The sequence below is a fragment of the Chryseobacterium sp. genome, from assembly GCF_022869225.1.
In the GTDB taxonomy this organism is placed as follows: domain Bacteria; phylum Bacteroidota; class Bacteroidia; order Flavobacteriales; family Weeksellaceae; genus Chryseobacterium.
Genome location: NZ_JALIHL010000001.1, coordinates 183,138 through 208,193, shown reverse-complemented (window position 1 = coordinate 208,193; position 25,056 = coordinate 183,138). Strand labels below are relative to the sequence as shown.

Sequence of the window (25,056 nt, the reverse complement as noted above, 5' to 3'; positions counted from 1 at the left end):
CTTTGCAGCATCAAAATAATCAAAATAAAATGGACACAAAAACAAATATTGCATTGGTCACCGGAGGAAACCGGGGATTGGGAAAAAATTCAGCGCTTAAAATTGCTCAAAAAGGCTTAGATGTGATCATCACGTACAGAAGTAATAAAGAGGAAGCTGAAGCGGTAGTGAGTGAAATCAAAGCGATGGGCAGAAATGCGGCTGCCTTTCAGCTGGATACAAAAGACCGTAAAAGTTTTGACGGATTCGTGAAAGAAGTTACCGGCCATATACAGCAAAATACCGGAAGCCCAAATATTGATTATCTTGTCAATAATGCGGGGACAGCTTTATATTCACCGATTACAGAAGTTACGGAAGATCAGATGGATGATATTGTTGATATTCATTTCAAGGGGGTGTTTTTCTTAACACAGAAACTCCTGCCGTTTATCAATGATGGGGGTGGAATTATCAATATTTCTTCGGGACTCGCAAGGTTTGCTACCCCCGGATCATCTGTGTATGGCTCAATAAAAGCCGGGGTGGAAATGCTTACCAGGTATATGGCTAAAGAGCTGGGAGCAAGAAAAATCAAAGCTAATGTTGTTGCTCCGGGAGCTATTGACACCGATTTTGGCGGCGGAAGAGTGAGAGATAATAAAGAAATCAATGCTACAGTAGCCGGTGCCACTGCGTTGGGAAGAGTAGGTCTTCCTGATGACATCGGTGGAGTAGTGGCTTTCCTGTGTACTGAAGAGGCAGGATGGATCACCGGACAAAGGATTGAGGTTTCCGGAGGAATGTTTTTATAAGATTTGAGACGATAAACAGGACTGACAAAATAAAGCTTAGACAACTTCTTTAGTACAAAAATAGAAGAACCAACGTGATATCGTTGGTTCTTTGCTGTATTGTTATAAAACACCGGGCTCAATAATTTCAATAGGATCAACCGGGATAGGAAGCTGACATTCCGGTTCTGCACAGCCCGGGCCGATATATTTACAATGTCCGGGAGAGGTTGTACACCTTACATTACCAAGGCCTCCGGTGATGAATGTTAGCTCATTCTTAGTCAGTTTTTTTCCTTTTTCTAAATTTTGTTTTTTCATAGTTTTCGTTTAACGTATTGGTTATTACGAATATATAAAAATATGAATAATAAATCACTTATTTAGGAAAAAATGATCAGCTATCCCGGGAAGACCTGCAGCCTGACATTTTGCGGCCAACAATTTTTTGGAATAGAAAATTAAAGTTTTGAAAGGTTTTCAATGGCCTTTTCCAATGTTTCCTGCTTTTTAGCAAAACAAAGCCTGATCACATTTTCGTTCAATTTATTTTTATAAAATGAAGAGAAAGGAACACTGGCTACTTTATGATTAATGGTAAGTTCGGTAGCAAAATCAAAATCATTTTTATCTGAAATCTTATTGTATTTCACAGCCTGAAAATAGGTTCCTTCACAATCCAAGAGCTCAAAAGAAGTCCCGGAAAGGCCTTTTCTCAAAAAATCTCTTTTTTCCTGGAAAAACTGACTGAGATAGGTGTAGTGCTCATCATTTTTCATGTACTCAGCCAGAGCCAGCTGAATAGGAGTGTTTACGCAGAAAACATTGAACTGGTGAACCTTTCTGAACTCATCTGTCAGGTTTTTCGGGGCCGCGCAATACCCCACTTTCCAGCCTGTGACATGGAAGAGCTTGCCGAAAGAAGCTACCAGAAGGCTTCTTTCTTTCAGCTCAGGATATTTGCAGATGCTTAAGTGCTGTTTTCCGTCAAAAACAATATTTTCATACACTTCATCACTTAAAATAAGAATGGATGTGCCTTTTACAATCTGGATCAGCTCCCGGATATCATGCTCTTTCAGGATCTTCCCTGAAGGGTTGTTCGGGTTGTTGAGAATAATCATTTTGGTTTTATCGCTGACCAAATTTTTTACGGCATTCCAATCAATTTCATAGTCGGGAGACTTCATTTCGAAACGTCTGACAATGCCACCGAAGAGTTCTACAGTAGGTTCATAACAATCATAAGCGGGTTCGAAAATAATGACTTCATCTTCTTTTTTAACAAATGCCGCGATGGCCGTGAAAATAGCCTGAGTTCCTCCTGCAGTCACAGTTATTTCTGAATCAGGATGATAGGCAGACTGATGGCTGTTTTCAATTTTACGGGCAATCTCCTCCTTCAGACCCATCATTCCTCCCAATGGGGCATATTGATTAAAACCTTTCTTAATAAAATGATCTGCATGGTTCAAAAGCTCCATATCAGGCATGAAGTCAGGAAACCCCTGTGACAGGTTGATAGCCTCGTTTTCATTGGCCAGCTGGGTCATTTGGCTGAAAATAGTAGTTCCCACATTGGAAAGCTTTGATAAAGGAAGTTGTATCATAAATAACAAAGATTTTATGGATACCGAATTTAATGAAATATTTAAGACGATCTACCAATGACAAATAAAAATTCACAGGAAAAAATTAAATAAACATTTGTTTAAAAAAACTTTTAATTGTTTTGAAAGTTGCCTACATTTGTTACATTAATACCTATGAATATGAAAGTTAAAAAAATTGAGTTTCCTGAAAAATCTGTTTTATCCAGGGAAAAAAACGGTTTTGATTATGCAGACAGTTTTGCAGGAATACTACCTGGAAACGGACAGAAAACAGAGATTGCTGATATTGGAAAAGCTTTCTTTACAAGCGGGCCTCAATGGGGAAAGAAAATGTTTGCATTCAGAAATAAAGTAGTGGGTTTACTGGGTTTAAAAACGGGAGCTGAAACCTGCCGCACCCAAAATGCAGAAGAGTTTACATGTGAAGTGGGAGAGCGTGTCGGTCTTTTTAAGGTATTTGATAAAACTGAAAACGAAATTATCCTTGGGGAGGATGACAAGCATTTGGATTTCCGGATCTCCCTCTTATTTGATAAAAATGCAGGCACTGAAAACTCACTGACGATTTCAACGACGGTGAAATTTCATAACTGGCTCGGAATTTTATATTTCTTACCTGTCCGTCCTTTTCATCAGCTGATTGTTCCCGCGATGCTTAAGAATATCATTGGGCAGTTGGAAAAAAGGAATGCGGCTGTTTAAATACCACATTTTAGCAGGGCATACACCGCCTTTTCCTTTAAAGGCTGATGCTTCGTATGACAATTTATTTTAAAGTTTTCAGGGAAAAGCTGTATTGGTTGAATACTAAGCTTTTATAAAGATTATCAAAAAAGTCAGGTAACGATTTGGTAACGGTGCTTATTGCTTTGTTTTTCAACGTGTTTCCGTTAGCTCATAGCAAATGTACAAAATTTATTTTTTTCAAATCCTTACAAATATTTTTAATACCTGACTATTACTTTAGATGCAACAGGGTAAAAAATAGGGCTTAATAAAAGCCCTATCTAAGTTGGGTAAATAGGGCAAACCTTATCTTGCTCTTCCCTTTTTGTTTGTTTTTGATACCTCTATAAATCCTTGTCCATATATTCTTCCAAAGAAGATTTCAGTTGGTCTAAAAATGCGGTTCGGGAACCAGCACGATATTTCATTCGATGAAAAGAATTATGCAGATCTCCTAAAGTAATCTGAAACAGTTTTTCTAAGACAAAACTGATTTTTCGTATTCCTATTTTACCGTAGGAAACAGAACCATTCGCATACAGCGCATAAATCAATTCTATCAGGGCATTTTTGGTATCCGTCCAAAGAATACCATCAGATGTAATATCCCTTGCAGAAAGAGAGCTTGCTATTTCATCATCGTTGATTTTTTGGAGTATGTAGGTATAGAGTAATTCATTGGCTATTATACGAGCCACTTTGTTGTCATAATAGGTTGAAAACAGCGGGCAATTTCAAAGACGAAACTATTCAGACCATCATGAAGATTGATGTTGCCTAGTCTAAAATAGGTTTCATCACGATCGGTTCTTCCTGAACGATAATATCTGTAAAAATCTGAATTGTAGATATGTTCCCTGTATTCCTGTTTCAGCTCCTGTAATTGCTCTGAAAAATAACTGGCATACATTTTCCCTCCGTCAATAGGACAAGCTGTCTGCATACGAAATATCTTATTGTGGTATATGAGCTTTGAGAGGATATACGGTCTAATGTTACGAAAGAAATTGATTTCTTCCCAATGGTTTTTAAAACCTTGTTTTGTAACATCCTCCCTTATCGACCCCAAATATTCTTGCAGGTATATGGTCATTTGATACGCTTCATCAATGATATTAAGAGCAGACAGCGAAATTGCGTTTTCTTTTTGCTGTATCTCCGGGGTAATATGATTTAATGAAAACGTCATTTCCGTTAGTTTGTTTATTGTACTTCTTTTCTAATATAAATCTTCCCTATTGCAGAAATACCAAAACTGTTATTTCAACCTCCTACAATTTCAAATAAATCCGCTTCTGTTTTTCTGACTTTTTTCCTATATTGTGCTATATCATCTTTCGACCTGTACCCAACGGCTACCATTACAACTGCATTCAGGTTTTTACTATTTAAGTGAAAAAAACGGTTTATATCTTCTGTAGTAAAACCCTCCATTGGACAGGTGTCTATCTGTTGTTCTGCACAAGCCATTATTAGGTTTGAAACTGCCAAATAAGGTTGCCGTTCGAGCCAAGCGGTTTGCTCCATAGCTGTTTTTTCCGAAACTTTACCTTTGATAAAAGCACCGTAGCCTTCAAGTGTCACGTATTCAAGTCCTTGTTCCGTAGTTACAAGTTTAATATAATCGTCCACATCATTATCGTTATAGTTTTTGTAACTGCAAAAAATAAACAGGTGTGAACAGTCTGCAATTTGGCTTTGTTGCCAACAAAGAGGTTGTAACTGTTTCTTTATTTCGGGGTCTGATACTATCAATACTTTGTACAATTGCAAGCCATAGGATGATACAGACAGGCGTACAGCTTCTTTCAGACAGGAAAGTTGTTTGTCGCTGATTTTTTTATCTGCATCAAATTTTTTGGTTGCATACCTCCATTTTAAATTATTTAATATCTGCATAACTATATGTTTTTTAAAAGTTTCATTATATCCTATCCCTTTACCGTATATTTCAAGCTGATAAACATTCCTGTGAATATGGAGACCGCACCGATAATCTGATATGTTTGCAATATATCGTCCATTACCAGCACTCCTGCCAAAATGCCGAAAAACGGACTTATGTTGTTGAAAATTGAGGTTTGTGCGGCAGATAAATTCTTAATGCCTATCGAAGTAAACAAAGATGTACCAAGCGTAGATAAGATACCCAAATACAGGACTGCCAAAATGTAACCGTAATTTTCCAATCGGTGTAAATCGGGTAATGTCTGAAAATTGATAAGCTCCCACCCAAAATACACCACTACTGACGATAATACGGCAAATAAAATAAGGTAATAGGTAATACTGATAGGCGATATTTTGGCTACGCTCTTTTTCAGGAATACATAATAAAATACCATTGAGAGCAAGGAACAAAATATCAGCAGATAACCTGTTGCACTTTCTGAAAATCCGCTGAACGAATGAAAAGAAATATAAGCCATTCCACCAAACGAAAGCAAAATCCCGAATTTCTGCAATCCTGTTGTTCTTTCTTTCAGCACTATTGCCGAAGTGATTGTAGTGAAGATAGGAATAAGCGAATAAATGATAGAAGCCTCTGAAGATGTGATGTGTTTTATGCCGAAATTCTGAAACAGAAAGTTTCCTTTAAAAGTAAAATAACAAGTACAGCAATCACAAGCCTGTCAATCAGTACCGTAAAAGGCGAAGCGTATTTTAGTCCTGTTTTCAGCACTACATACGAAAACCCGATGATGATTGCACTTGTAAGCAACGATGCTACGGCTGTTATTTTTGTTTGTTCTGTTTTCATTCAATTGGTTTAAGATTGACCATATGTCTAGTTTGGTTATGAAAAAAATAAGTCCGTCAAATTTTCCTACTACTTAGGTTAAAGTTTTTTAATGTATGTTCTTTTAAAACCTACTGTTCCTAATGCCACCAAGGTTAGTGCTATCAATACAATAACAATATAATTTACTCCCCAATATTCTAATAACAAACCACCTAAAAGACCTCCTCCTGCCACAGCAAGATTAAATATTGTAACGAATATTGATTGGGCTATATCTACATTTTCTTGGGCAACATCAGCCAAATCTTTTTGCAATAATATCGGAGCCCCACCAAAAGAATAGCCCCACATTGCTATACCCATTAAAATAACGATAGAATTGGAATTTCCGAACCAAAGTAAAACTCCTGCAAACACGAATAGACCTAAATTGATAATAACTAATTTTTGTAAATGCTTGTCTATCCATAATCCTGTCAACCAAATTCCGAGTATGGAAAATACACCGAACAAAAGCAATATCCAATCAATTTGGTTTACCAAATCCTTTGCAGTTAGATATGGAGCAATATAAGTGTACAATAAATTGTGGGCTAAAATCCAAAATAATGTTATGAATAATATCTTTTGAATTTTCTTGTTTGAAAAAACGGCATTAAATGGTGTACTTTCTGTTTTTTGTTCTACCGAAAAGTCGGGAACTAAGAAAATAATCCAAAACAATACGATTAAGGACAGTATTGCAATGATTAAGAAAATAGTTGCCCAACCAATCGCGCCACCTAACCAAGTGGCTAATGGCACACCCAAAGACAAAGCAATTGGCTGACCTACTCCAACAATAGCTAAGGCTTTTCCTGCTAATTTCGGACTAACCATTCGTATAGTGTAGCCTGTTAGCAATCCCCAGATTATACCTGCACTTACTCCTGCCATAAAACGGACAGCCAATAAAAGGTAATACGACTGCAAGAAAAAAGTGGTCAAATTGAAAACGAAAAAACCTGCGACTGCCACTAAAAGCAACGGTTTTCTATTCCAGTTCCTCGTCCAACTGATTACGGGAATGGCTGACAATACCGACCCCAATGCATATAAAGTAATGAACTGACCAGCATAAGCTTCCGAAACCCCAATACCACTGCTTATTTGAGGAAGCAACCCTGCTGGCAATGTTTCGGTTATTATAGCAATAAAACCAGAGACGGTAAGTGCTAAAAGAGAAATTATGGGTAATTTTTCGTGATGCTTCATTTTACTTCTTTTACAATTTGTGACAGGTCTATCTTAACCCGTCCGTCAAGGCATACTAAAATGAAAGAGAGAAAACACATTGTCAGCGAATTATAAAAGTGATAATACTCCTGATGTGCCATATGCGTTGTAAACGCTCCAATGGCAAAGGGAAATAAAAGCAAAATGCCCAATGTTCGGAGTTGCGATTTGTATAACCCTGCAATAACAAGCAGCACACCTATGATTTCAGCTATGCCAATAGCTATCGTCCAAGTTTTGTCAAAACCCAGCGATTGCATACTTTGCATCATTCCTGAATGTTGTATGATTTTTTTTATTGCTGATGGCGCAATGATATATAAATACCCTATATAGCATAGCCAGTACGCAATCGTCCTAAAAGAAATGTTCATTATTGTATCTTATTTATATGATTAATAATCTATGCTTCTTGCAATGTTTTCGGTCAAAGCAATACAGTTTTGAAATTCTGCAATCTTTGCTTTCATTGTGTCAATTGTTCCTGCTGTTAATGGCAGACGAAAAGTGGGAACATCGTTGTTTACGGCTTCAATAATAACCTGTGCCACTTTAATTGGGTTGCCCGATTGTTTACCGTTAAGTTTTTTTGTATTGGTTCTGATGTCATCCAATTTTTCGGCATAGGGAGACAAATTGTTTTTAGCATATCTAATAGACGCTCCAAAGAAATCTGTTCTTAAAGCCCCGAGTTCTGCCAACATTACTTTAATACCGAAAGGTTCGACCTCCTGCTTCAACGCTTCGCTCATTCCCTCTAATGCAAATTTGCTCGAAGCATAGATACCATTTCCAATTCCTGCCATAATCCCTGTACGGGAAGATATTTGGACAATCGTCCCGTGACCGTTATCCCTCATATATGGAAGTACCGCTTGGCAAAGTTTCCACACTGCGATAAAATTTACATTGAACTGATTGATAATTTCTTCCTTATCAAATTCCTCAATCATTCCGAAAGCACCAAAACCTGCATTATTCACCAACACATCAATTCGTCCGTGTTCCTTGACAATTGAGGTTATAAGCGTTGGAATTTGTTCTGTTTCAGCTAAATCAATGATGAGTGCCTTTGCATCTATGCTGTTTTCAAAGGCTACTTTGTCTTTCTCATTTCGTACAGTTCCGATAACTATATCGCCTGTACAAGCGACCTGCTTCGCAATTTCTCTACCCAAACCCTTTGACACGCCTGTAATAAGCCATACCTTTTGTTTCATGTTATTCCATTTTTTATTTTACGTTAGGACAAAAGTATTTTATACCTTTGCACTAAACAAGTACCTACAAAATTGTATGTACATATGATGTGATTATGCGAAAGAAAAACTCAACCAACTTTCTGAATGAAATAGACTTGGTAGAAAACTGTGGTATGTTCTATACCTTATCTATTATCGGTGGCAGATGGAAAGTCGGTATTTTAGCCTCGTTACTGGATCATGAAACATTGCGGTATTCAGAAATAAAAGGAAAACTCAAAAACATTACGGAGAGAATGTTGATTAAGCAACTCAAAGAACTTCAAGAAGACGGTCTTATTATCCGAACGGATTATCGGGAAATTCCCCCAAGAGTTGAATACAGTATTAGCGAAAAAGGGAAAAGTCTTGAAAGCGTATTGGTAACGTTAAGACATTGGGGGAAAAAGTACAGAAACGGATAGCTTATCCATCTTTGAATTCTTTCACAAACGTCTCCTTTTCTTCTTTTTCTTCATTCGGTTGGCAAACTGTTCTTCTTCATAATCCACGCCCAGTGCATCGGGTAACAGGCTGAACAATCCTAAATCAGTATTTTGAGAATGTTCCTGCGAAATAAACTCAAAAAGGTCTTTTGTCGGTTGGTGGTCTATTACGTTCATAGTGGAAACAGGGCTGTCCTGTATCTTCAATTCGGGTTTATTTCCGTTGTTCCACCAATCCTCAAACACATTTGCTGACAGGCTTCTATCTAAAGCCGAACCGTTCCAAACGCTACGGCTTTCGTGGTCGATGAACGTGATGCCGTAAATCCGTCCGCTGTCGTTCCTGCGGACAACGGTATTGATGCCCTGCTCGGTCAGTTGCTTTCTAAAATCCGTTTCATTGCTTGTCGTGTGCATAGCCAATTCAATGATATTCTTTAATACAGACCTTGTAGGGTTAACTTTCATTTTTTCTTTGGACTGTTCAAAGTGTTTTTGCAGTTGTGCCACGCCTGCATCTTTGCCGAAAAGCGATGCTTTGAAAGGGTTGCTTACTTTATTTCCGTTTTCATCCAATGCTACATATACCAAACCATTTACGGTCTGTCCGTTCCGCTCGCCTTTGACTTCTTCTGCTGTAATGTTGAACAGCGACAATAAAGCATTGTAGCTTCCCATAGTCGAAAAGCTGTAATACTTCGGCAGATGCCGTACTACCGAAGCAATTTGGCTCTTTATATCTCCATTTTTATGATGTACAGGCTTAAAAATCTTATCGGTTTGTTTCTGTTCCTGTTCGGTTGCTTTGTTCAGGTTATATTTCGTTTCCAAGACCCGACAGATTGCCATTGAGCGTGGATGGTCGTAATCATCGGGGATTTTCTTTCCGTTAATACAAGTCGAAACGATATGAATGTGCGTTCTATCAATATCCGTATGTTTGAAAACGATATAAGGCTGATTACCGTAGCCCATACGTTCCATATAAACGTGAGCCATTTCAGTAAACTGCTCATCGCTGACCTTATCCGCAGGATCTGGGTTCAGCGATATATGCCCAACCGTCTTTTCCGTTTTAATATTTGCAGACAGATACGGTTCAAAGCATTGATTAAAATAAGCTACAGAATACCTGCCGTCTAATGTATAGGGTATCTTGTTCAGCAACAAAACTGTTCCATTCTCGTTGTCCACTTTCTGCTGATTGTACAAAATCGCTCCGTATATATTGCTTCCCTTTCCGATTTTTGCAATCATAACTTCACTCTTTATTTAGATATTTCTTTTCAAATTCTGCGGTTAGGTTAACAACTTTTAGCAATAGTTCTTTCATTTCTAATGTCTGTTTTTCCAATTTGTAGAGGTATGCAGATGCTTTTTTATCCGAAAAATTAGCGTTTAACAGCTTTACCTGGGCTTCTCGGCTCTTTCCTAAAACCCTGCCGTACTTCAAATTCCAATTTGTTGCGGAAATATCCAACTTGGTACTGAATGCAGACTGCTTGCCGTTTACGGTAATCCTGCACATAACCGTAACCTTTCCGTTCTTTTTTGGGGCATTATTTTTAAAGTAGAACAATACCTTAAACGTTGATTTTTTTGTCGTTTCCATACTCACAATTCTTAATGATAAAATTAAACCTATGTGAGCTACGGAACAATATGAAAAACTATGCAGAAAGCTGAAATACAGTATTTTAAATATGTTTTTTCTGTTTTCAAAAGTAACGTTTTAGTAACCTTACTTTTGCCAAACCTCGCTTTTTACTGCTTTTTACCTCATTACCAAAAAATCATAAAACGGCTGTAAAGCCTTTATTTACAACCGTTTTACCTGTTATTAATCTTTGATGTATATTTACTGAAAATTTATTTTAAAATTTAAATACTTGTGATGACTATCATCCGATTTGCATAACACGGATGCAGAATACGGTTTGGCTGGAGGATAAAAGTTGGGAAAAAATGACTTCCGAAATTCGGATAATTTTGTACAATTTCGTACTTTTGTATGTTTGCTGAAATCATATATGTCACAAGAAATACATCCAACCTACTCCGAAGATAATATCAGAACCCTCGATTGGCAGGAACATATCCGTCTGCGCCCCGGCATGTACATCGGGAAGCTGGGAGATGGCTCTTCTGCTGATGACGGGATTTATATTCTGCTTAAAGAAATCCTGGACAACTCCATTGATGAGTTCCGGATGAAATCTGGTAAAAGAATTGAAATAAAGCTGGACGACGGCAAAGTTACCGTCCGTGACTTTGGCCGTGGAATTCCTTTGGGAAAGGTCGTAGATGCCGTTTCCAAAATGAATACCGGAGGTAAATACGACAGTAAGGCGTTCAAAAAATCAGTAGGACTGAACGGGGTGGGTACCAAGGCCGTCAATGCCCTTTCAGACTATTTCAGGGTACGTTCTTTCCGGGATGGTAAAATGAAAATGGCCGAGTTTTCCCGCGGGATCATTAAAGAAAACTTTGATGAAAAGGATACTTCTGACAGAAATGGTACGGAAATTTCCTTCATCCCCGATGGAGAGATATTCCTGCATTTTAAATACAGAAAAGAGTATATCGAAAGAATGCTCCGTAACTATGCCTACCTGAATCCCGGACTAAAAATTCTTTTCAACGGGGAAACTTATTTTTCCGAAAACGGACTGAAAGATCTTTTGGAAGAAGAGCTGGAAAGCGATATCCTATATCCGATCGTTCATTTGAAAGATAATGATATTGAAGTAGCCATTACCCATTCGGATAAATCCCAGACGGAAACTTATTTTTCGTTTGTCAACGGACAGAATACGACACAGGGAGGAACCCATCTTAATGCTTTCCGGGAAGCCTACGTGAAAACGATCCGGGAGTTTTTCAATAAAAATTTTGATGCTTCTGATATCAGGAAGTCTATTATTGCTGCGATCTCCATCAATGTAGAAGAACCGGTTTTCGAATCTCAGACCAAAACAAAACTGGGATCTAACGATATGGGCCCGAACGGCCCTACGGTACGAACCTTTATTATTGATTTCCTGAAAAGCAAACTGGATAATTTCCTGCATAAAAATCCTGAAATAGCGGAAGCCATCCAAAGAAAAATATTGGTTTCTGAAAGAGAACGGAAAGAGCTTTCCGGAATTCAGAAACTGGCAAGGGAAAGAGCTAAAAAAGTTTCTCTTCACAATAAAAAACTTCGGGACTGCCGGCAGCATTATAACGATCAGAAAGCGGAAAGAAAAGGGGATACCCAGATTTTCATTACCGAGGGAGACTCTGCATCAGGATCCATCACCAAATCAAGGGATGTAGAAACCCAGGCTGTATTTTCACTGAAAGGGAAACCTTTGAACTGCTACGGACTGACCAAAAAAGTGGTCTATGAAAATGAAGAATTTAACTTGCTGCAAGCTGCTTTAAATATTGAAGAAAGTCTTGAGGATCTAAGGTACAACCAGGTCATTATTGCAACCGATGCCGATGTCGACGGGATGCACATCCGTTTACTGATGATCACATTTTTTCTGCAGTTTTTCCCTGACCTGATCAAAAACAACCACCTTTATATTCTTCAGACCCCATTATTCAGGGTAAGAAATAAAAAGGAAACAAGATACTGCTATTCTGAGGCAGAAAGAATAAAAGCCCTGAATGAACTTGGAAAAAATCCTGAAATAACCCGATTTAAAGGACTGGGAGAGATCTCTCCGGATGAATTTAAACATTTTATTGGAAAAGATATTCGTTTGGAGCCTGTAGTGGTAGGAAAAGATCAGACCATAGACCAGCTTTTAGAGTTTTATATGGGAAAAAATACACCGGACAGGCAAACCTTTATTCTTGAAAATCTGGTGGTGGAAGACGATACTGATATTGATAAAAAAGAAGCTTTGGATGAAATAAACAGCTGATAAACTGAAGATAAACTTGACAATCAAATGAGACTAAGTAACCGTAACAAAACATCAGTATATAACTTTATCAATACATCGCTGCTGATGATGACCTCGTTGGGAACCGTTGGATTTTTAGCAAATAAGTACAGATTTAATACGTTGGGAAGTGAAAGCTATTTGCTCATTGTTGTTCCTGTTTTGATGTTGGTAGCCTTTCATCTCAATGGAAGACAGATTTTTGAGTATGACAGTGACGGAGAAGCGCTGAATTTTAAGAACAGGAATATCATTCCTTTTTTAAATAAGCCTCTTTATGATGAATTTCCAAAGTATAAGCTGGTAAAATATGACATAGTCACTATATTCTTTATCAAAAGACTATATATTACCGTTTCAAGTAAGAACAGTGGTTCTACCGTACTGAAGTACCAGATCTCTTATTTGACCAGAAAAGAAGTAAATGATTTAAAACTCTCTCTGAATAAAGTAGTAAAAGCTAATAAAGAGAAAAAAGATTAAAAAAATAGATGACAGAAGAATATTCGCATGAGGGCGAAAGCTTAAAGAAAGTTTCAGGTCTTTATAAAGACTGGTTTCTGGATTATGCTTCCTATGTAATTCTGGATAGAGCTATCCCTTCGGTGTATGACGGGCTGAAACCTGTTCAGCGAAGAATCATGCACTCTATGAGGGAGCTGGAAGATGGCCGGTACAATAAAGTGGCTAATATCGTAGGAAATACGATGAAATACCACCCGCACGGAGATGCTTCCATTACAGATGCTATGGTACAGATCGGGCAGAAAGAATTACTGATAGATACCCAGGGAAACTGGGGAAATATCTATACAGGGGATTCTGCTGCTGCTGCAAGGTATATTGAAGCCAGATTAACGCCTTTCGCCCTCGAAGTGGTTTTCAACCCCAAAACAACTGAGTGGACCAAATCCTACGACGGTAGAAATAATGAACCCATTGATCTTCCGGTAAAATTCCCGTTGCTTTTAGCCCAGGGAGTGGAAGGAATTGGGGTAGGACTTTCTACAAAAATACTTCCTCACAACTTTAATGAACTGATCAACGCTTCTGTAGCCTATCTGAAAGGAAAGAAATTCGAACTGTTCCCGGACTTTTTAACTGCCGGTTACCTGGATGTTTCAGAATATAATGACGGCCACAGAGGTGGGAAAGTAAGAGCAAGAGCCAAAATTACACAGACTGATAAGCATTTGCTGGTCATTTCTGAGCTTCCTTATTCCAAGACCACCAGTGATCTTATCGATTCTATCCTCAAAGCCAATGAGAAAGGGAAGATCAAAATCAAAAAGATTGAAGATAATACCTCCGATAAGGTTGAAATTCTGATCCACATTCATCATGATGTGTCTCCGGATAAAACCATTGATGCCCTGTACGCATTTACGGACTGCCAGGTGACGATTTCACCCAATGCCTGTGTGATTGTGGGAGACAAGCCAATGTTCATGAATGTTTCCGAGATTCTCAGAATGAATACGGATCATACTGTTTCCTTATTGAAAAAAGAACTTGAGATTGAACTTCACGAGCTTCAGGAAAGCTGGCATTTCTCTTCACTGGAAAGAATTTTTATCGAAAACAGGATTTATCATGACATCGAAGAAGTAAAAACCTGGGAAGAGGTATTGAAAACCATTGCCAAAGGATTAAAACCTCATACCGGACATCTCCTGAGAGCCGTGACAGAGGAAGATATTTTAAAATTAACCGAGATCAGAATCAAGAGAATTTCAAGATTCGATTTAGATAAATTTAAAGAAAATATAGCCGCTCTTGAAGGTAAAATAGAACAGGTAAAATACAATCTGGCGAATCTGGTAGCCTATGCTATTGACTATTATTTAAATATCCAGAAAAAATACGGGAAAGACAAGCAGAGAAAAACAGAGCTTAGAATCTTTGATACGATTGATGCTACAAAAGTAGCGGTTGCCAATGAAAAATTCTATGCCAATTTTGAAGAAGGATTCATAGGAACCTCTCTGAAAAAAGATCAGTATATGTTCGACTGTTCGGATATTGATGATATCATTACTTTCAGAAAAGACGGAAGTATGAAAGTGGTAAAGGTGGAAGCAAAAACGTTTATCGGAAAAGATCTTCTCTACGTTGCTGTCTGGAAGAAAAATGATAAAAGAACGGTCTATAATATGATCTACCGTGAAGGGAGAGAAGGACCTTATTATATGAAACGTTTCTCTGTAACCGGAGTAACCCGAAATACCGATTATCCATTGGCTTCAGATAAAAAAGGATCAGAAATGCTTTATTTTTCTGCAAATCCTAATGGAGAAGCAGAAACGGTAACGGTACTTTTAAAACCGAATCCAAGAATCAGAAAGAATAAAATGGATATCAATTTTTCTGAGCTGGCGATCAAAGGACGTGATTCCAAGGGAAATCTGGTAACCAAATATGCCGTGAAAAAGGTAGATATGAAGGAAGAAGGAGTTTCTACCCTGGCGCCGAGAAAGATTTGGTTTGATGATACGGTAAGAAGACTGAATGCCGATGTAAGAGGAACCTTATTAGGAAGCTTTAAAGGTGATGATAAAATTCTGACCATTAATACCAATGGCGAAGTAAAGCTTGTTTCTTTTGATCTGGGAAACCGTTTCGATGACGAGTACCTGGTGCTTGAAAAATGGAGACCTGAGCAACCCATCACCTGCATCTATTATGATGGAGAAAAAGATATCTACTTTATCAAGAGATTCCTGCTGGAAAACACAACCAATGTGCAGACCTTCATGCCGTCTGAGCATCCGAAGTCATTCATTGAAAATGTGATTGTGGCGAATGATGCCACGGCAGAGATTATTTTTGCCAAAGATAAAGGAAAAGAACGTGAGCCTGAAACGGTCAATATCGATGAATTTATAACGGTAAAAGGAATAAAGGCAATAGGAAACCAGTTTACGAAATTTAAAGTAAAAACCATCAATATTACCATTCCGGAACCTGTGGAAGAAGAACCCGAAACCTACGAAGAACCCGAGCAAACAGCAGATTTGGATGATGACGGAGGAATTATTGGTGATCTGTTCCAGAGTGATGGACCTGAAAATTAAAAAATATGAATATTTTAATAGCATTTATTGTCATCACAGCCATTATTAGCTTCATCGCTTTTAATAATCCTGCGATTACTGAGAAATATAAATTCAGTGTGGGGGCAATCCTCCACAGAAAAGAATACATCCGCCTTCTTTCATCGGGATTTTTACATGCCGATATCATGCACCTGGTGTTTAATATGCTGACCTTATATTTCTTTGGTCCTATTGTAATGCAGGGGTTTGGAAGCATAGGATTTATTATTGTATATCTGGGATCCATTCTGCTGGGAAACTTCCTTTCTCTTTATATTTACCAAAAGCAGCCTTGGTATTCTGCGGTAGGAGCAAGTGGAGGAGTTTCAGGAATTCTTTTTGCTTCTATAGCATTGATCCCTGATATCGGAATCTATATTTTCTTCATTCCAATTGCAGTTCCCGGATATATTTTTGGGTTATTGTACTTTGGATACTCCGTATATATGATGCTGAATCCGAGACCTCATGACAATATCGGGCATGCTGCTCATTTAGGAGGTGCATTTCTGGGATTAGTATACGCTGTTGTGAATGCTCCCGACAGAGCAATTCATAATGGGCTTTATATAGGGATTATGTCGTTACCTTTAGTTTATTTAGCCTATGAGATTTTTATAAGGAAACGAATAGGATAAAAGATTATTTTTACTTAAAATATCAAAACCAATGAACACATCAGAATTAAACAGTTTCATCGTGATACTTATCTATGGTTCATTGGTTTTGCTTTCTCTGCTAAAGCTGGCCAATCCTTTGAAAGTAAACAGGAAAGCCAATTTCTGGTTCGGGATCTTTTTATTCCTGTGGTCTACTTTCTGGATGGATGAGGTGCTGCTCCTGGTGACAGGTTCCACTGTAGAATTTCATTCCCTGCTTGTAGTCCGGTTTGTACAGTTTCTGACCCCGATTGTATTTTATTTCAGTGTATTATTCTATACCAATCCTTCCTTTGTATTTAAAGGCACGGATCTTAAATTTCTGCTGCTTCCTGTAGCTTTTCTCCTCTGTCTGTTGTGTGCGGAGCTGGGCTATTCCAATCCGTTTGAATATCTGAGTGTAATCCTGATCCTGGTCCAGGCCCTGTTTTATACGGGACTTTCCTATATTATCATCAGAAGACACCAAAAGAAAATCCAGCAGTTCTCTTCCAATACCGAAGGGATTAATCTGAATTGGCTGGAGTACATTATCGTGGTACTTTTCATCGTCAATATAATTTATGTGATCTATAACCTGTTTTATGATCCGACATCATTAAATTTCTTCATCAATGCAGTTTTTTTGCTGGTTATTTATTGGGTAGCTTATTATTCGCTGAAGCAGAAAGAAATCTATCCTCTCGAAGAAAAACAGCGCCGGGAACTGATCTCTATTGATGAAGAGACGGAGAAAGAAGAGGTGAAGAAAAAGCTGATCTCCGATGAAGAATTAATAAAGATAAAAGCACAGCTTGAAAGTATTATGGCCACCCGGCGCCCGTATCTGGACAGTGAACTGAACCTTATCAAACTGGCGGAAATGCTGTCCGTTTCCACACATTACATGTCTTATGTGATCAATACAGGCTTTGGAAAGAATTTTTTCCAGTATGTGAACGGATACCGGGTTGAATATGCCAAAACACTTCTCAAAAATACAGAGTCTAAATTTTCCATCCTAGGAATAGCCTATGAATCAGGATTCAATTCCAAGACATCTTTTAATACTACCTTTAAAAAAATGACCGGACAGACTCCTTCTGAGTTTAAAAATGAAGTTCAGGTTTATAAATCTTAACTTTAGAGTATTTTTAAATCGCTGTATTTTAAAATGTTATGTTTTTTATTGCTCATTTGCAGGAAATGGTTCACTAAGATAATCCGGAACATCAGAACTGAAGGAACAGGATAGATTTGTACCATAAAATTTGTTTATGGATACCAAAGAATCATATGCGGTAGTCACGGGAGCCAGCCAGGGGCTGGGAAAGGCATTTGCTGTAAACCTGGCTAAGAAAAACATTAATGTAATCCTGGTAAGTCTTCCCGGTCAGGATCTGAAACAGCTGGCTGAAGAGCTTGCAGAGAATTACCACGTGAAAACGCATTATTATGAAGTTGATCTTTCAATACATGATAATGTCATGAGGCTTACAGAATGGCTTAATCAGTCTTTTAAAATTCATATTCTGATCAACAATGCCGGCCTTGGAGGAACCAAAAAATTTACAGAAGCTACTTCGGATTACATCAATACGATTTTACAGGTCAATGTAACGGCTACGTCACTCATCACGCATCAGCTTCTTCCTAATCTTTTAAGACAGCCCAAAGCATATATTTTAAATGTTTCAAGTATGGCCGCTTTTTCTCCGGTAGGTTTTAAAACGGTGTATCCTGCTTCCAAAACCTTCATCCATTCATTTTCAAGAGGATTGTATGAAGAACTGAAAGATACCAATGTTTTTGTCAGTGTGGTGAATCCCGGAGCCATGAAAACCAATAAGGATGTCTGCAGAAGAATCGAGAAACAAGGTTTTCTGGGAAAACTGACCCTTTTAAATCCAGATAAGGTAGCATCGTACTGTATTCATCAGTTATTTAAAAAAGATTCCGTAATTATGGTCAACCCAATCAGCTGGCTGATCATGAAAATTTTACCGGTATGGATAAAACTTCCGCTGATGACCCAGGCTATAAAAAAAGAAATAGAAGCATGAAAAAAGTTTTTGTAACCGGAGCTTCCGGGCTTTTGGGAACCAATGTTATTATTAAATTATTAAAAGATGGTTATTCTGTTATTGCTTTGGTGCGCAAGAAAAGCAGTTATTTGGGTGAAGAAAGCGAAAATCTGAAACTGGTTGAAGGAGATTTGTCAGCCGATATTTCCTCATTTTTAAAAGGGGTGGATTGCTTTATTCATATGGCTGCAGAAACGAGGCAAAATCTGTTTCGGTATGAGGCCTATAAAAAAGTAAATTATGATATGACCGTGAATCTTTTTACCCATGCTCAAATCTGTGGGGCAGGAAAATTCCTGTTCATAAGCACTGCCAATACATTAGGCTACGGAAGCAGAGAACAGCCGGGAGATGAAATGATCCCTCAAAAATATCCTTTTACAAAATCTTGGTATGCGCAAAGTAAACTGGAGGCAGAAAATTATCTTTTACAGAATAATCGGAATATTGAGGTGGTCATCCTGAATCCTGCCTTTATGATTGGCGCTTATGATAATAAACCAAGCTCAGGGAGACTTATTTTCTGGGCCTGGAAAAAGAAACTGATCTTCTATCCCAAGGGAGGGAAAAACTTTGTCCATGTTGAAGATGTGTCTCATGGGGTAGTGCAGGCTATTGAAAAAGGAAAAAATGGTGAGAAATATATACTGGCCCATGAGAATCTGAGTTATAAGGATTTTTTCATCAAAATAAACCGGATTACTGATCAGAGCCCACTTATGATCCCGGTTCCGGATGTTATTTTAAACTTTTTGGGAGCAACGGGTGATATCCTGAGAAAACTGAAGATAAAAACAAGCCTTAGCACTTCCAATATGAAAGCTCTTCAGGTACATAACTACTACAGCAATCAAAAATCAGTAGAAAAACTCGGAGTTCAATACCAGTCGGCAGATAAAGCCATTGAAGATGCAGTCAGGTATTTTAAAAAAGCAAAAATCAGCGGGAGCATTAAAATTAATGTAAAGCAAATCTTTGCTGCTTGAATATCTTAAAAACAATCTCTATTTGGAAAAGTTTTCCAAAGCAGCCTCCAGCATCTCAACAAAATTGATATGCTTCGTTGTATTGCTTTCAAAGATGAAATCTTTCATGCTTTTACTTTTATATTTGCTGAAATCTCCTACAATTGCCAGCCCGATGCGGTAGTTTGAGAATTTTTGCAGTATTTCGCCTGCTATTTTTGTTTTCAGATCGAAAAAACCGGGAGTTATATTTTTCTCATAAAGAATTACCTTGTCAAATCCCTGATAATAAATATCTCCCAGAATATCCAGCCCATCCTGAACAGACTGAATGATCATATCATCGGAAATGACTTCCGCAATTTTGATATTGTTGATGTGGTGCGATTTGATTAACATAATAGTATTGAATCGTTTTTATATCTTAAAAAGTTATCTCACGGGGAAATGCGCAGGACACCCCCCATACGGCCTTATGATCCTTTATCATCAAAACAAAACTGTTGAATTATCCTTTATAGTGGTAAGCATTGACAGTATCCGGAAGATTTTTCTACAGAACATCAGCTGCCCAGCCAGTGAAATACCGATTAAAATGTGCATTAAATGGAGATTTTCATGGATTAATGATATGGAAATAAATATACTTATTTTCTTCCATAGATAAACCTTTCATTCTCAGATAAATCCTTCAGCAATTGAGCATCACAGAAATCAGAATATAGCGCTAACGTTTCAGGACCTAATTTCTGATTGATTTCCAAAAATAAAAGTCCGTTATCTTTCAGATGCACCTTACAGTCTTCTGCAATCTTTCTGTAAAAGACCAGGGCATCGGAAGTGGGGGAGAAAAGGGCCATTTTAGGTTCAAATTCTTTTACAGAATCCGCAATGTCAATTTCTTCATCAATGCCTATATAAGGAGGATTTGAAATAATGATATCGTAAGTTTCAGCCGGTTCAAACTGAAGATAGTCAGCATGAATGAAATGAACTTCCAGATGGTGGTAAGCAGCATTTCGTCGGGCTGTTTCCAAAGCTTTTTCAGAAAAATCTACAGATGAAACTTCAGCTTTCGGAAAGTGCTTTTTCAGTACCAGTGGGATTACACCGCTTCCCGTTCCGATATCCAGAATCTTTAACCCCTCAATATTAACCGCCAAACTTTGAATTTCCCGGATGGCTATTTCCAGTAACTCTTCAGTTTCAGGACGCGGGATCAGAACATGTTCATCCACCAGGAATCTCATTCCGTAAAATTCAGTTTCTCCCAGGATCTGCTGATAAGGCCTGCCTGTCTTCAATTCCGAAATAAAACCGTAAAGTTGTTGTTCGTCATCTGTTAAAAGCTCCTGCTCGGAAAACCTTCTTTGCTGAAAACGGTCAAAGCCTGCTATTTTCTGTATCAGCAGCGAAGATAAGAAAACACTTTCCGACTCAGTATAAAGGTCAGAAAGTGCTGTTTTGAAATGTTTTTTGAATGCTGAGATTGTCATCTATCTTGTAAAAACCAGTTTTGTATCTGTCGATTTATCCTCATCAATCCTGTAACCTTCATAGTTGAAGGCTTTTACATCGTCCAGTGTTTTAGCATTGGTCTCGGCACAGAATCGTACAACAAGTCCTCTGGCATGTTTAGTATAAACTACAATTGTTTTTAATTTTCCGTCTTTTAATTCGTAAAAATCGAAATCAACCATCTGGTGATTTAATTTTTTTCTGTCGATTACTTTTCCGTATTCATTGCTGGCAAGGTGAAGCAGGATTTCTCCCTTTTTCATCTCAGAATTCAGCTGTTCCGTAATCTTCTCCCTCCAGAATTCATAGAGATTTTTATATTGATCGAATTTAAAAGGGCGCCCCATTTCCAGCCTGTAAAGCATTACTTTATCAGAAGGTTTCAAAAGGCCGTACAGCCCGGAAAGCATTCTGTGGTTTTTCTGAAGATAATCTACAGCTGCTTTATCCAGCGTTTTAGCATCCAATCCCCTGTACACTTCTCCGGTAAAGGCGAATAGGGCGGGAGCAGACTCTTTGGCAGTGGGTTTTGATTTCCAGTTTTGGTTTCTTTCCCAGTTTTCATCAGCCAGTTTAGGCGATATCTCCATCAGTTCGGAGAGGTATTTGGGAGACTTTTCTTTTAAGTAAGTTTGTATAAATGCTGCATCTTCAATGAATTTTGGGGTAGTGGATTTCAACAGTTCTGTTGAGTTTTCTACGTTCATTAATTTGGCAGGTGATGTTACAATTTTCATAATGTTAAAATGCAGATAAATGTTTGATATCTAAAAAATTCATGATCATCAGAGACACAAAGTCAATCATAAAATGACAGATGATTATAATTTTAATATTTGAATATAGTCGATAAAACATAGCAAAAACGACTCCAATAAAGAAAGGTACAACGACCTGACCTATTGTTCCGTAAGGGCTGTGCAGGATCCCGAACAGAATGGCCGAGACGAGTATCCCCAAAAGAGGACTGTTATAGATATTCTCTATTCTGGGCTGTATATAACCCCGCATCAGAAATTCTTCCACAGCACCGGCCGTAAAGCATGTAAAAATAATTAAAAAATAGTTATTTTTAAAAACTGAAGTGAGCTGAAGCAGTTTACCACTCGTTTTTTCCTGGATCAAAAGCTGGATCAGTGCATTCAGAAATGCCCCGCCGACCGCACAAATCAGATACAGGCAGATGACGGCCTTTACATAGAAGCTCAAAGAATACTTTCTCTCTTCTTTCAGTAAAAAAGGATTTTTTTCAATAAAGAAGCTGTACAGAAATACGGTGAGTAAAACAAACCATATGGCAAGTCTGCTGAAGAAAAAACTGCTTGATGTAATACCTTGTATTCCTTTAATCCTGTTGATTACAGGGAAAATATAAAGCATAACCGCTGCCAAAAGCACAAAAGTGAGTACAATTCCTATAGAATACTTCCCATTAACCCCCATAATTCTCATCCGTCCTTGGAACACTTTGAACTAAACAATCCCTTTTCCCTGGCGGATAATTTCCGGTTCTCCTGAAGTAAGATCTACAATGGTGGAGGCTACATTATCCCCGTATCCTGAATCAATTACAATATCGACAAGATGGTCATATTTTTCAGCAATCAGCTCGGGATCTGTGGAATATTCAATGATCTCATCATCATCTTTAATGGAAGTTGATGCGATAGGGTGTCCCAATTTTTCTACAATAAGCTGGGGAATCGGGTGGTCCGGAACGCGGATACCAATTGTTTTATGGCCTTTATAGGCTAAAGGCAAGCTTTTATTAGCTTCAAGGATAAAGGTAAAAGGCCCCGGAAGATGGCTTTTCAGAAATCTGAATACTGAAGTTTCAATAGGTCTTGTAAAGTCGGAAAGGTGACTGAGATCATTACAGATAATGGAGAATTTGGCCTTTTCCAGCTTTAATTTTTTCAATTGAGCCAGCTTTTCCATGGCTTTTATATCAAAAATATTGCAGCCTAGTGCATAAACGGTATCTGAAGGATAGATGATCAGCCCACCATTATTGAGTGTTTTAATAACCTCATTAACAAGATTTTCCTGAGGGTTATCCGGGTAAATTTTTAATATCTTTGCCATAAAACAAAGATACAAATAATAAAATAGTTTTTATAAAAGTCCTTTATTTAAAAGAAAAATTAGGATTTTTAAAAAAAAGTCGTACATTTGCAATCCAATATCGCGGGATGGAGCAGTAGGTAGCTCGTCGGGCTCATAACCCGAAGGTCATCGGTTCGAGTCCGGTTCCCGCTACTAAGCAAGTGCTTTCGGTAGGCACTCTAAAAATACACCGCGGGATGGAGCAGTAGGTAGCTCGTCGGGCTCATAACCCGAAGGTCATCGGTTCGAGTCCGGTTCCCGCTACTAAGCAAGTGCTTTCGGTAAGCACTCTAAAGATACACCGCGGGATGGAGCAGTAGGTAGCTCGTCGGGCTCATAACCCGAAGGTCATCGGTTCGAGTCCGGTTCCCGCTACTAAGCAAGTGCTTTCGGTAAGCACTCTAAAGATACACCGCGGGATGGAGCAGTAGGTAGCTCGTCGGGCTCATAACCCGAAGGTCATCGGTTCGAGTCCGGTTCCCGCTACTAAGCAAGTGCTTTCGGTAGGCACTCTAAAAATACACCGCGGGATGGAGCAGTAGGTAGCTCGTCGGGCTCATAACCCGAAGGTCATCGGTTCGAGTCCGGTTCCCGCTACTAAACGAGAGAAGCAATACAATATTGCTTCTCTTTTTTATGTTGAAAAAAATCGGTCCTGGCTGATCTATCCAGTATCATGATCTGTTCCGGCATTTTTTCTGCTATTGATTACTGAAATTGTAACCTCTCTTTTGATTCATGATAATTTTGATAAAACCCTGGTAATCATAATGCTAACTTAAAAAGATAGTGTTATTGGTTTCCTAATCTCAGGTTGCTGTAACCGTTTTAACAGCAAAGATCTGTCTGATCATTTCATCCTTATTTTTGCACAAAAATGCTGTGCGGAATAAGAATGTCATCTCCTTCTCGCCCGTATTTAGGTACAATAAATCCTTTAGGCTCATATCGGTTTGTCCCGGAATTGTAATACCAGTTTGCGCAGCCGCTTATCTGCAGCTTAATGTGATAGACGTGATCATATGCCTGTTCCTGAAAATCACCAAAATCGGGAAGGGACTCATGGAGGTCATCCAACTCCCGGCAATACGCATCATGTAATCTCATTGCTTCTGTACAGGCTTCCTGATAGGATAGTTTATACTGATGGCTTAGAATGAAGATGATATTCAGGCTTTCGCTTTCTATTTCAAGTTCTTTTTTTAAAGAAGCAAAATCATTCTGGATGACAATAACCAAGGAAAGCAGTTCTCTACAGCGCTGTACAACAGAATGATTGTATATATGAACGGGCAGTGCAAAATTTGTGGCAGGATCTATAAGGTCGCCATACGGCCACATGCCGATTGAATATTTTCGGAAACTAAGATAATGCGCGAGTAAAGGATAGGTTCTTTTTTCAGCTTGTTTAAAAGGGATTTCCTCCGCCATACCGTACATGATAAATTCATAAAAATTGATGGAAACTCGATCTATCCAGAATTGAGGCATCCCATTCGCAATCCATTCTTTTCTTGCCTGTGCCATTTGTCTCAGAATACCGATTTCATCTTCATGCGGATCATCACCCATCATGACCTCGTATACCCGGTCTGCCATCGTTTTGAGTTCTTTAGCTGGCGTTAGTCCAAAAAAATCATCAAAAAGAGTGATGTAGATCATCAGCCTGGCACATGGACGCATGCGCTCTATGCTGTCGCAGGTTGGATTCATATAGGTGGCTACGCGCGATAGAAACTGGGGTTTGCATCTTTTTATTCCTTCTTCGGAAATAAAAGTATAATCATCATCGTACCAGCTTTTTTCTTCCTCATCAAAGGCATTGGCAATAGGGCTGTTGACTGTTGGCCATGGATAATGGCATTGAGGGACTATTAATTCTTCTCTCATGGATT

General features: G+C 38.4%; 26 protein-coding genes, 5 tRNA genes and 1 pseudogene. 15 read left to right on the top strand and 17 right to left on the bottom strand.

Translation table 11 applies throughout. The features are described 5' to 3' along the window. Positions 1 to 29 precede the first annotated feature (29 nt). Complete coding sequence (locus tag MUW56_RS01045) at positions 30 to 794, top strand: SDR family oxidoreductase (RefSeq protein WP_292011433.1); 765 nt, start codon at positions 30 to 32, stop codon at positions 792 to 794. A gap of 102 nt (positions 795 to 896) precedes the next feature. Here the strand turns inward: MUW56_RS01045 and MUW56_RS01040 are convergent, their stop codons facing one another. Together MUW56_RS01040 and MUW56_RS01035 are read right to left on the bottom strand one after the other, a co-directional pair. Then, positions 897 to 1,094, bottom strand: a complete 198-nt coding sequence (locus MUW56_RS01040; RefSeq protein ID WP_292011432.1) for a hypothetical protein — start codon at positions 1,092 to 1,094, stop codon at positions 897 to 899. A gap of 140 nt (positions 1,095 to 1,234) precedes the next feature. Further along, positions 1,235 to 2,383 (bottom strand): methionine aminotransferase, encoded by a 1,149-nt coding sequence (locus tag MUW56_RS01035; protein WP_292011431.1) that lies wholly within the window; start codon positions 2,381 to 2,383, stop codon positions 1,235 to 1,237. Between the two features lie 162 nt (positions 2,384 to 2,545). On the opposite strand from MUW56_RS01035, the gene MUW56_RS01030 reads away from it, so the two are divergent. After that, a complete protein-coding gene (locus MUW56_RS01030) occupies positions 2,546 to 3,088 on the top strand; it encodes a DUF2867 domain-containing protein (RefSeq protein ID WP_292011430.1) in 543 nt (180 codons plus the stop codon). Positions 3,089 to 3,456: 368 nt separating this feature from the next. On the opposite strand, the pseudogene MUW56_RS01025 reads toward MUW56_RS01030, so the two are convergent. The 7 genes and pseudogenes from MUW56_RS01025 to MUW56_RS00995 form a co-directional block, all read right to left on the bottom strand. Further along, positions 3,457 to 4,301 (bottom strand): annotated as a pseudogene (locus MUW56_RS01025) (RteC domain-containing protein). 74 nt (positions 4,302 to 4,375) lie between these two features. Continuing rightward, complete coding sequence (locus tag MUW56_RS01020; protein WP_292011429.1) at positions 4,376 to 5,011, bottom strand: NAD(P)H-dependent oxidoreductase; 636 nt, start codon at positions 5,009 to 5,011, stop codon at positions 4,376 to 4,378. 32 nt (positions 5,012 to 5,043) lie between these two features. After that, positions 5,044 to 5,670, bottom strand: coding sequence for a DMT family transporter (locus MUW56_RS01015; RefSeq protein WP_292015358.1), 627 nt, complete (start codon positions 5,668 to 5,670; stop codon positions 5,044 to 5,046). 5 nt (positions 5,671 to 5,675) lie between these two features. Continuing rightward, on the bottom strand, positions 5,676 to 5,873 hold the full coding sequence (locus tag MUW56_RS01010; RefSeq protein ID WP_292011428.1) for a hypothetical protein: 198 nt from the start codon (positions 5,871 to 5,873) through the stop codon (positions 5,676 to 5,678). Between the two features lie 78 nt (positions 5,874 to 5,951). Continuing rightward, positions 5,952 to 7,109 carry an MFS transporter gene (locus MUW56_RS01005; protein ID WP_292011427.1) on the bottom strand — a complete coding sequence of 386 codons (1,158 nt, stop codon included), beginning with the start codon at positions 7,107 to 7,109 and terminating at the stop codon, positions 5,952 to 5,954. Further along, complete coding sequence (locus tag MUW56_RS01000; protein ID WP_292011426.1) at positions 7,106 to 7,504, bottom strand: DoxX family protein; 399 nt, start codon at positions 7,502 to 7,504, stop codon at positions 7,106 to 7,108. The genes MUW56_RS01005 and MUW56_RS01000 overlap by 4 nt, the downstream gene beginning before the upstream one ends. Positions 7,505 to 7,525: 21 nt before the next feature. Continuing rightward, positions 7,526 to 8,350 carry an SDR family NAD(P)-dependent oxidoreductase gene (locus MUW56_RS00995; protein WP_292011425.1) on the bottom strand — a complete coding sequence of 275 codons (825 nt, stop codon included), beginning with the start codon at positions 8,348 to 8,350 and terminating at the stop codon, positions 7,526 to 7,528. A gap of 95 nt (positions 8,351 to 8,445) precedes the next feature. Between MUW56_RS00995 and MUW56_RS00990 the strand changes: the two genes are divergently transcribed. Next, a complete protein-coding gene (locus MUW56_RS00990) occupies positions 8,446 to 8,796 on the top strand; it encodes a helix-turn-helix domain-containing protein (protein ID WP_292011424.1) in 351 nt (116 codons plus the stop codon). A 21-nt stretch (positions 8,797 to 8,817) separates the two neighbouring features. Here MUW56_RS00990 and mobB read toward each other — a convergent pair whose 3' ends face one another. Both mobB and MUW56_RS00980 read right to left on the bottom strand, forming a co-directional pair. Continuing rightward, entirely contained in the window at positions 8,818 to 10,074 is a 1,257-nt protein-coding gene (gene mobB, locus MUW56_RS00985) for a conjugal transfer protein MobB (RefSeq protein ID WP_292011423.1), read from the bottom strand. Positions 10,075 to 10,078: 4 nt separating this feature from the next. Then, entirely contained in the window at positions 10,079 to 10,429 is a 351-nt protein-coding gene (locus tag MUW56_RS00980; protein WP_292011422.1) for a hypothetical protein, read from the bottom strand. A 418-nt stretch (positions 10,430 to 10,847) separates the two neighbouring features. Here MUW56_RS00980 and MUW56_RS00975 point away from each other — a divergent pair, with 418 nt between their 5' ends. From MUW56_RS00975 to MUW56_RS00945, 7 genes are all read left to right on the top strand, one after another. Beyond that, complete coding sequence (locus tag MUW56_RS00975; RefSeq protein ID WP_292011421.1) at positions 10,848 to 12,734, top strand: DNA topoisomerase IV subunit B; 1,887 nt, start codon at positions 10,848 to 10,850, stop codon at positions 12,732 to 12,734. A gap of 27 nt (positions 12,735 to 12,761) precedes the next feature. Beyond that, positions 12,762 to 13,238 (top strand): hypothetical protein, encoded by a 477-nt coding sequence (locus tag MUW56_RS00970; protein ID WP_292011420.1) that lies wholly within the window; start codon positions 12,762 to 12,764, stop codon positions 13,236 to 13,238. Positions 13,239 to 13,246: 8 nt separating this feature from the next. Further along, positions 13,247 to 15,829 carry a DNA gyrase/topoisomerase IV subunit A gene (locus MUW56_RS00965; protein ID WP_292011419.1) on the top strand — a complete coding sequence of 861 codons (2,583 nt, stop codon included), beginning with the start codon at positions 13,247 to 13,249 and terminating at the stop codon, positions 15,827 to 15,829. Between the two features lie 5 nt (positions 15,830 to 15,834). Beyond that, positions 15,835 to 16,488 (top strand): rhomboid family intramembrane serine protease, encoded by a 654-nt coding sequence (locus tag MUW56_RS00960; protein WP_292011418.1) that lies wholly within the window; start codon positions 15,835 to 15,837, stop codon positions 16,486 to 16,488. 31 nt (positions 16,489 to 16,519) lie between these two features. After that, on the top strand, positions 16,520 to 17,629 hold the full coding sequence (locus tag MUW56_RS00955; RefSeq protein ID WP_292011417.1) for an AraC family transcriptional regulator: 1,110 nt from the start codon (positions 16,520 to 16,522) through the stop codon (positions 17,627 to 17,629). Positions 17,630 to 17,765: 136 nt separating this feature from the next. Next, entirely contained in the window at positions 17,766 to 18,551 is a 786-nt protein-coding gene (locus MUW56_RS00950; RefSeq protein WP_292011416.1) for an SDR family oxidoreductase, read from the top strand. Next, on the top strand, positions 18,548 to 19,558 hold the full coding sequence (locus MUW56_RS00945) for an NAD-dependent epimerase/dehydratase family protein (protein WP_292011415.1): 1,011 nt from the start codon (positions 18,548 to 18,550) through the stop codon (positions 19,556 to 19,558). The genes MUW56_RS00950 and MUW56_RS00945 overlap by 4 nt, the downstream gene beginning before the upstream one ends. A gap of 18 nt (positions 19,559 to 19,576) precedes the next feature. On the opposite strand, the gene MUW56_RS00940 is transcribed toward MUW56_RS00945, so the two are convergent. The 5 genes from MUW56_RS00940 to MUW56_RS00920 all read right to left on the bottom strand — a co-directional run bounded on the left by MUW56_RS00940 (position 19,577) and on the right by MUW56_RS00920 (position 23,140). After that, positions 19,577 to 19,936: a DUF4180 domain-containing protein gene (locus tag MUW56_RS00940; protein WP_292011414.1), complete on the bottom strand. Its 360-nt coding sequence runs from the start codon at positions 19,934 to 19,936 to the stop codon at positions 19,577 to 19,579. Between the two features lie 248 nt (positions 19,937 to 20,184). Beyond that, positions 20,185 to 21,033: a peptide chain release factor N(5)-glutamine methyltransferase gene (gene prmC, locus MUW56_RS00935; RefSeq protein WP_292011413.1), complete on the bottom strand. Its 849-nt coding sequence runs from the start codon at positions 21,031 to 21,033 to the stop codon at positions 20,185 to 20,187. Then, positions 21,034 to 21,792: a peroxide stress protein YaaA gene (gene yaaA / locus MUW56_RS00930; protein WP_292011412.1), complete on the bottom strand. Its 759-nt coding sequence runs from the start codon at positions 21,790 to 21,792 to the stop codon at positions 21,034 to 21,036. 4 nt (positions 21,793 to 21,796) lie between these two features. Further along, positions 21,797 to 22,507: a type II CAAX endopeptidase family protein gene (locus MUW56_RS00925; RefSeq protein WP_292011411.1), complete on the bottom strand. Its 711-nt coding sequence runs from the start codon at positions 22,505 to 22,507 to the stop codon at positions 21,797 to 21,799. A 21-nt stretch (positions 22,508 to 22,528) separates the two neighbouring features. Further along, positions 22,529 to 23,140: an L-threonylcarbamoyladenylate synthase gene (locus MUW56_RS00920; RefSeq protein ID WP_292011410.1), complete on the bottom strand. Its 612-nt coding sequence runs from the start codon at positions 23,138 to 23,140 to the stop codon at positions 22,529 to 22,531. A gap of 101 nt (positions 23,141 to 23,241) precedes the next feature. Between MUW56_RS00920 and MUW56_RS00915 the strand changes: the two genes are divergently transcribed. The 5 genes from MUW56_RS00915 to MUW56_RS00895 all read left to right on the top strand — a co-directional run bounded on the left by MUW56_RS00915 (position 23,242) and on the right by MUW56_RS00895 (position 23,758). Further along, positions 23,242 to 23,314, top strand: a tRNA-Met gene (locus tag MUW56_RS00915). A 38-nt stretch (positions 23,315 to 23,352) separates the two neighbouring features. Further along, positions 23,353 to 23,425 (top strand) — tRNA-Met (locus tag MUW56_RS00910). A gap of 38 nt (positions 23,426 to 23,463) precedes the next feature. After that, positions 23,464 to 23,536 (top strand) — tRNA-Met (locus MUW56_RS00905). A 38-nt stretch (positions 23,537 to 23,574) separates the two neighbouring features. Continuing rightward, positions 23,575 to 23,647, top strand: a tRNA-Met gene (locus MUW56_RS00900). A gap of 38 nt (positions 23,648 to 23,685) precedes the next feature. Next, a tRNA-Met gene (locus tag MUW56_RS00895) sits at positions 23,686 to 23,758 on the top strand. 264 nt (positions 23,759 to 24,022) lie between these two features. Here MUW56_RS00895 and MUW56_RS00890 read toward each other — a convergent pair. Further along, positions 24,023 to 25,051, bottom strand: coding sequence for a hypothetical protein (locus MUW56_RS00890; protein WP_292011409.1), 1,029 nt, complete (start codon positions 25,049 to 25,051; stop codon positions 24,023 to 24,025). Positions 25,052 to 25,056: the final 5 nt, after the last annotated feature.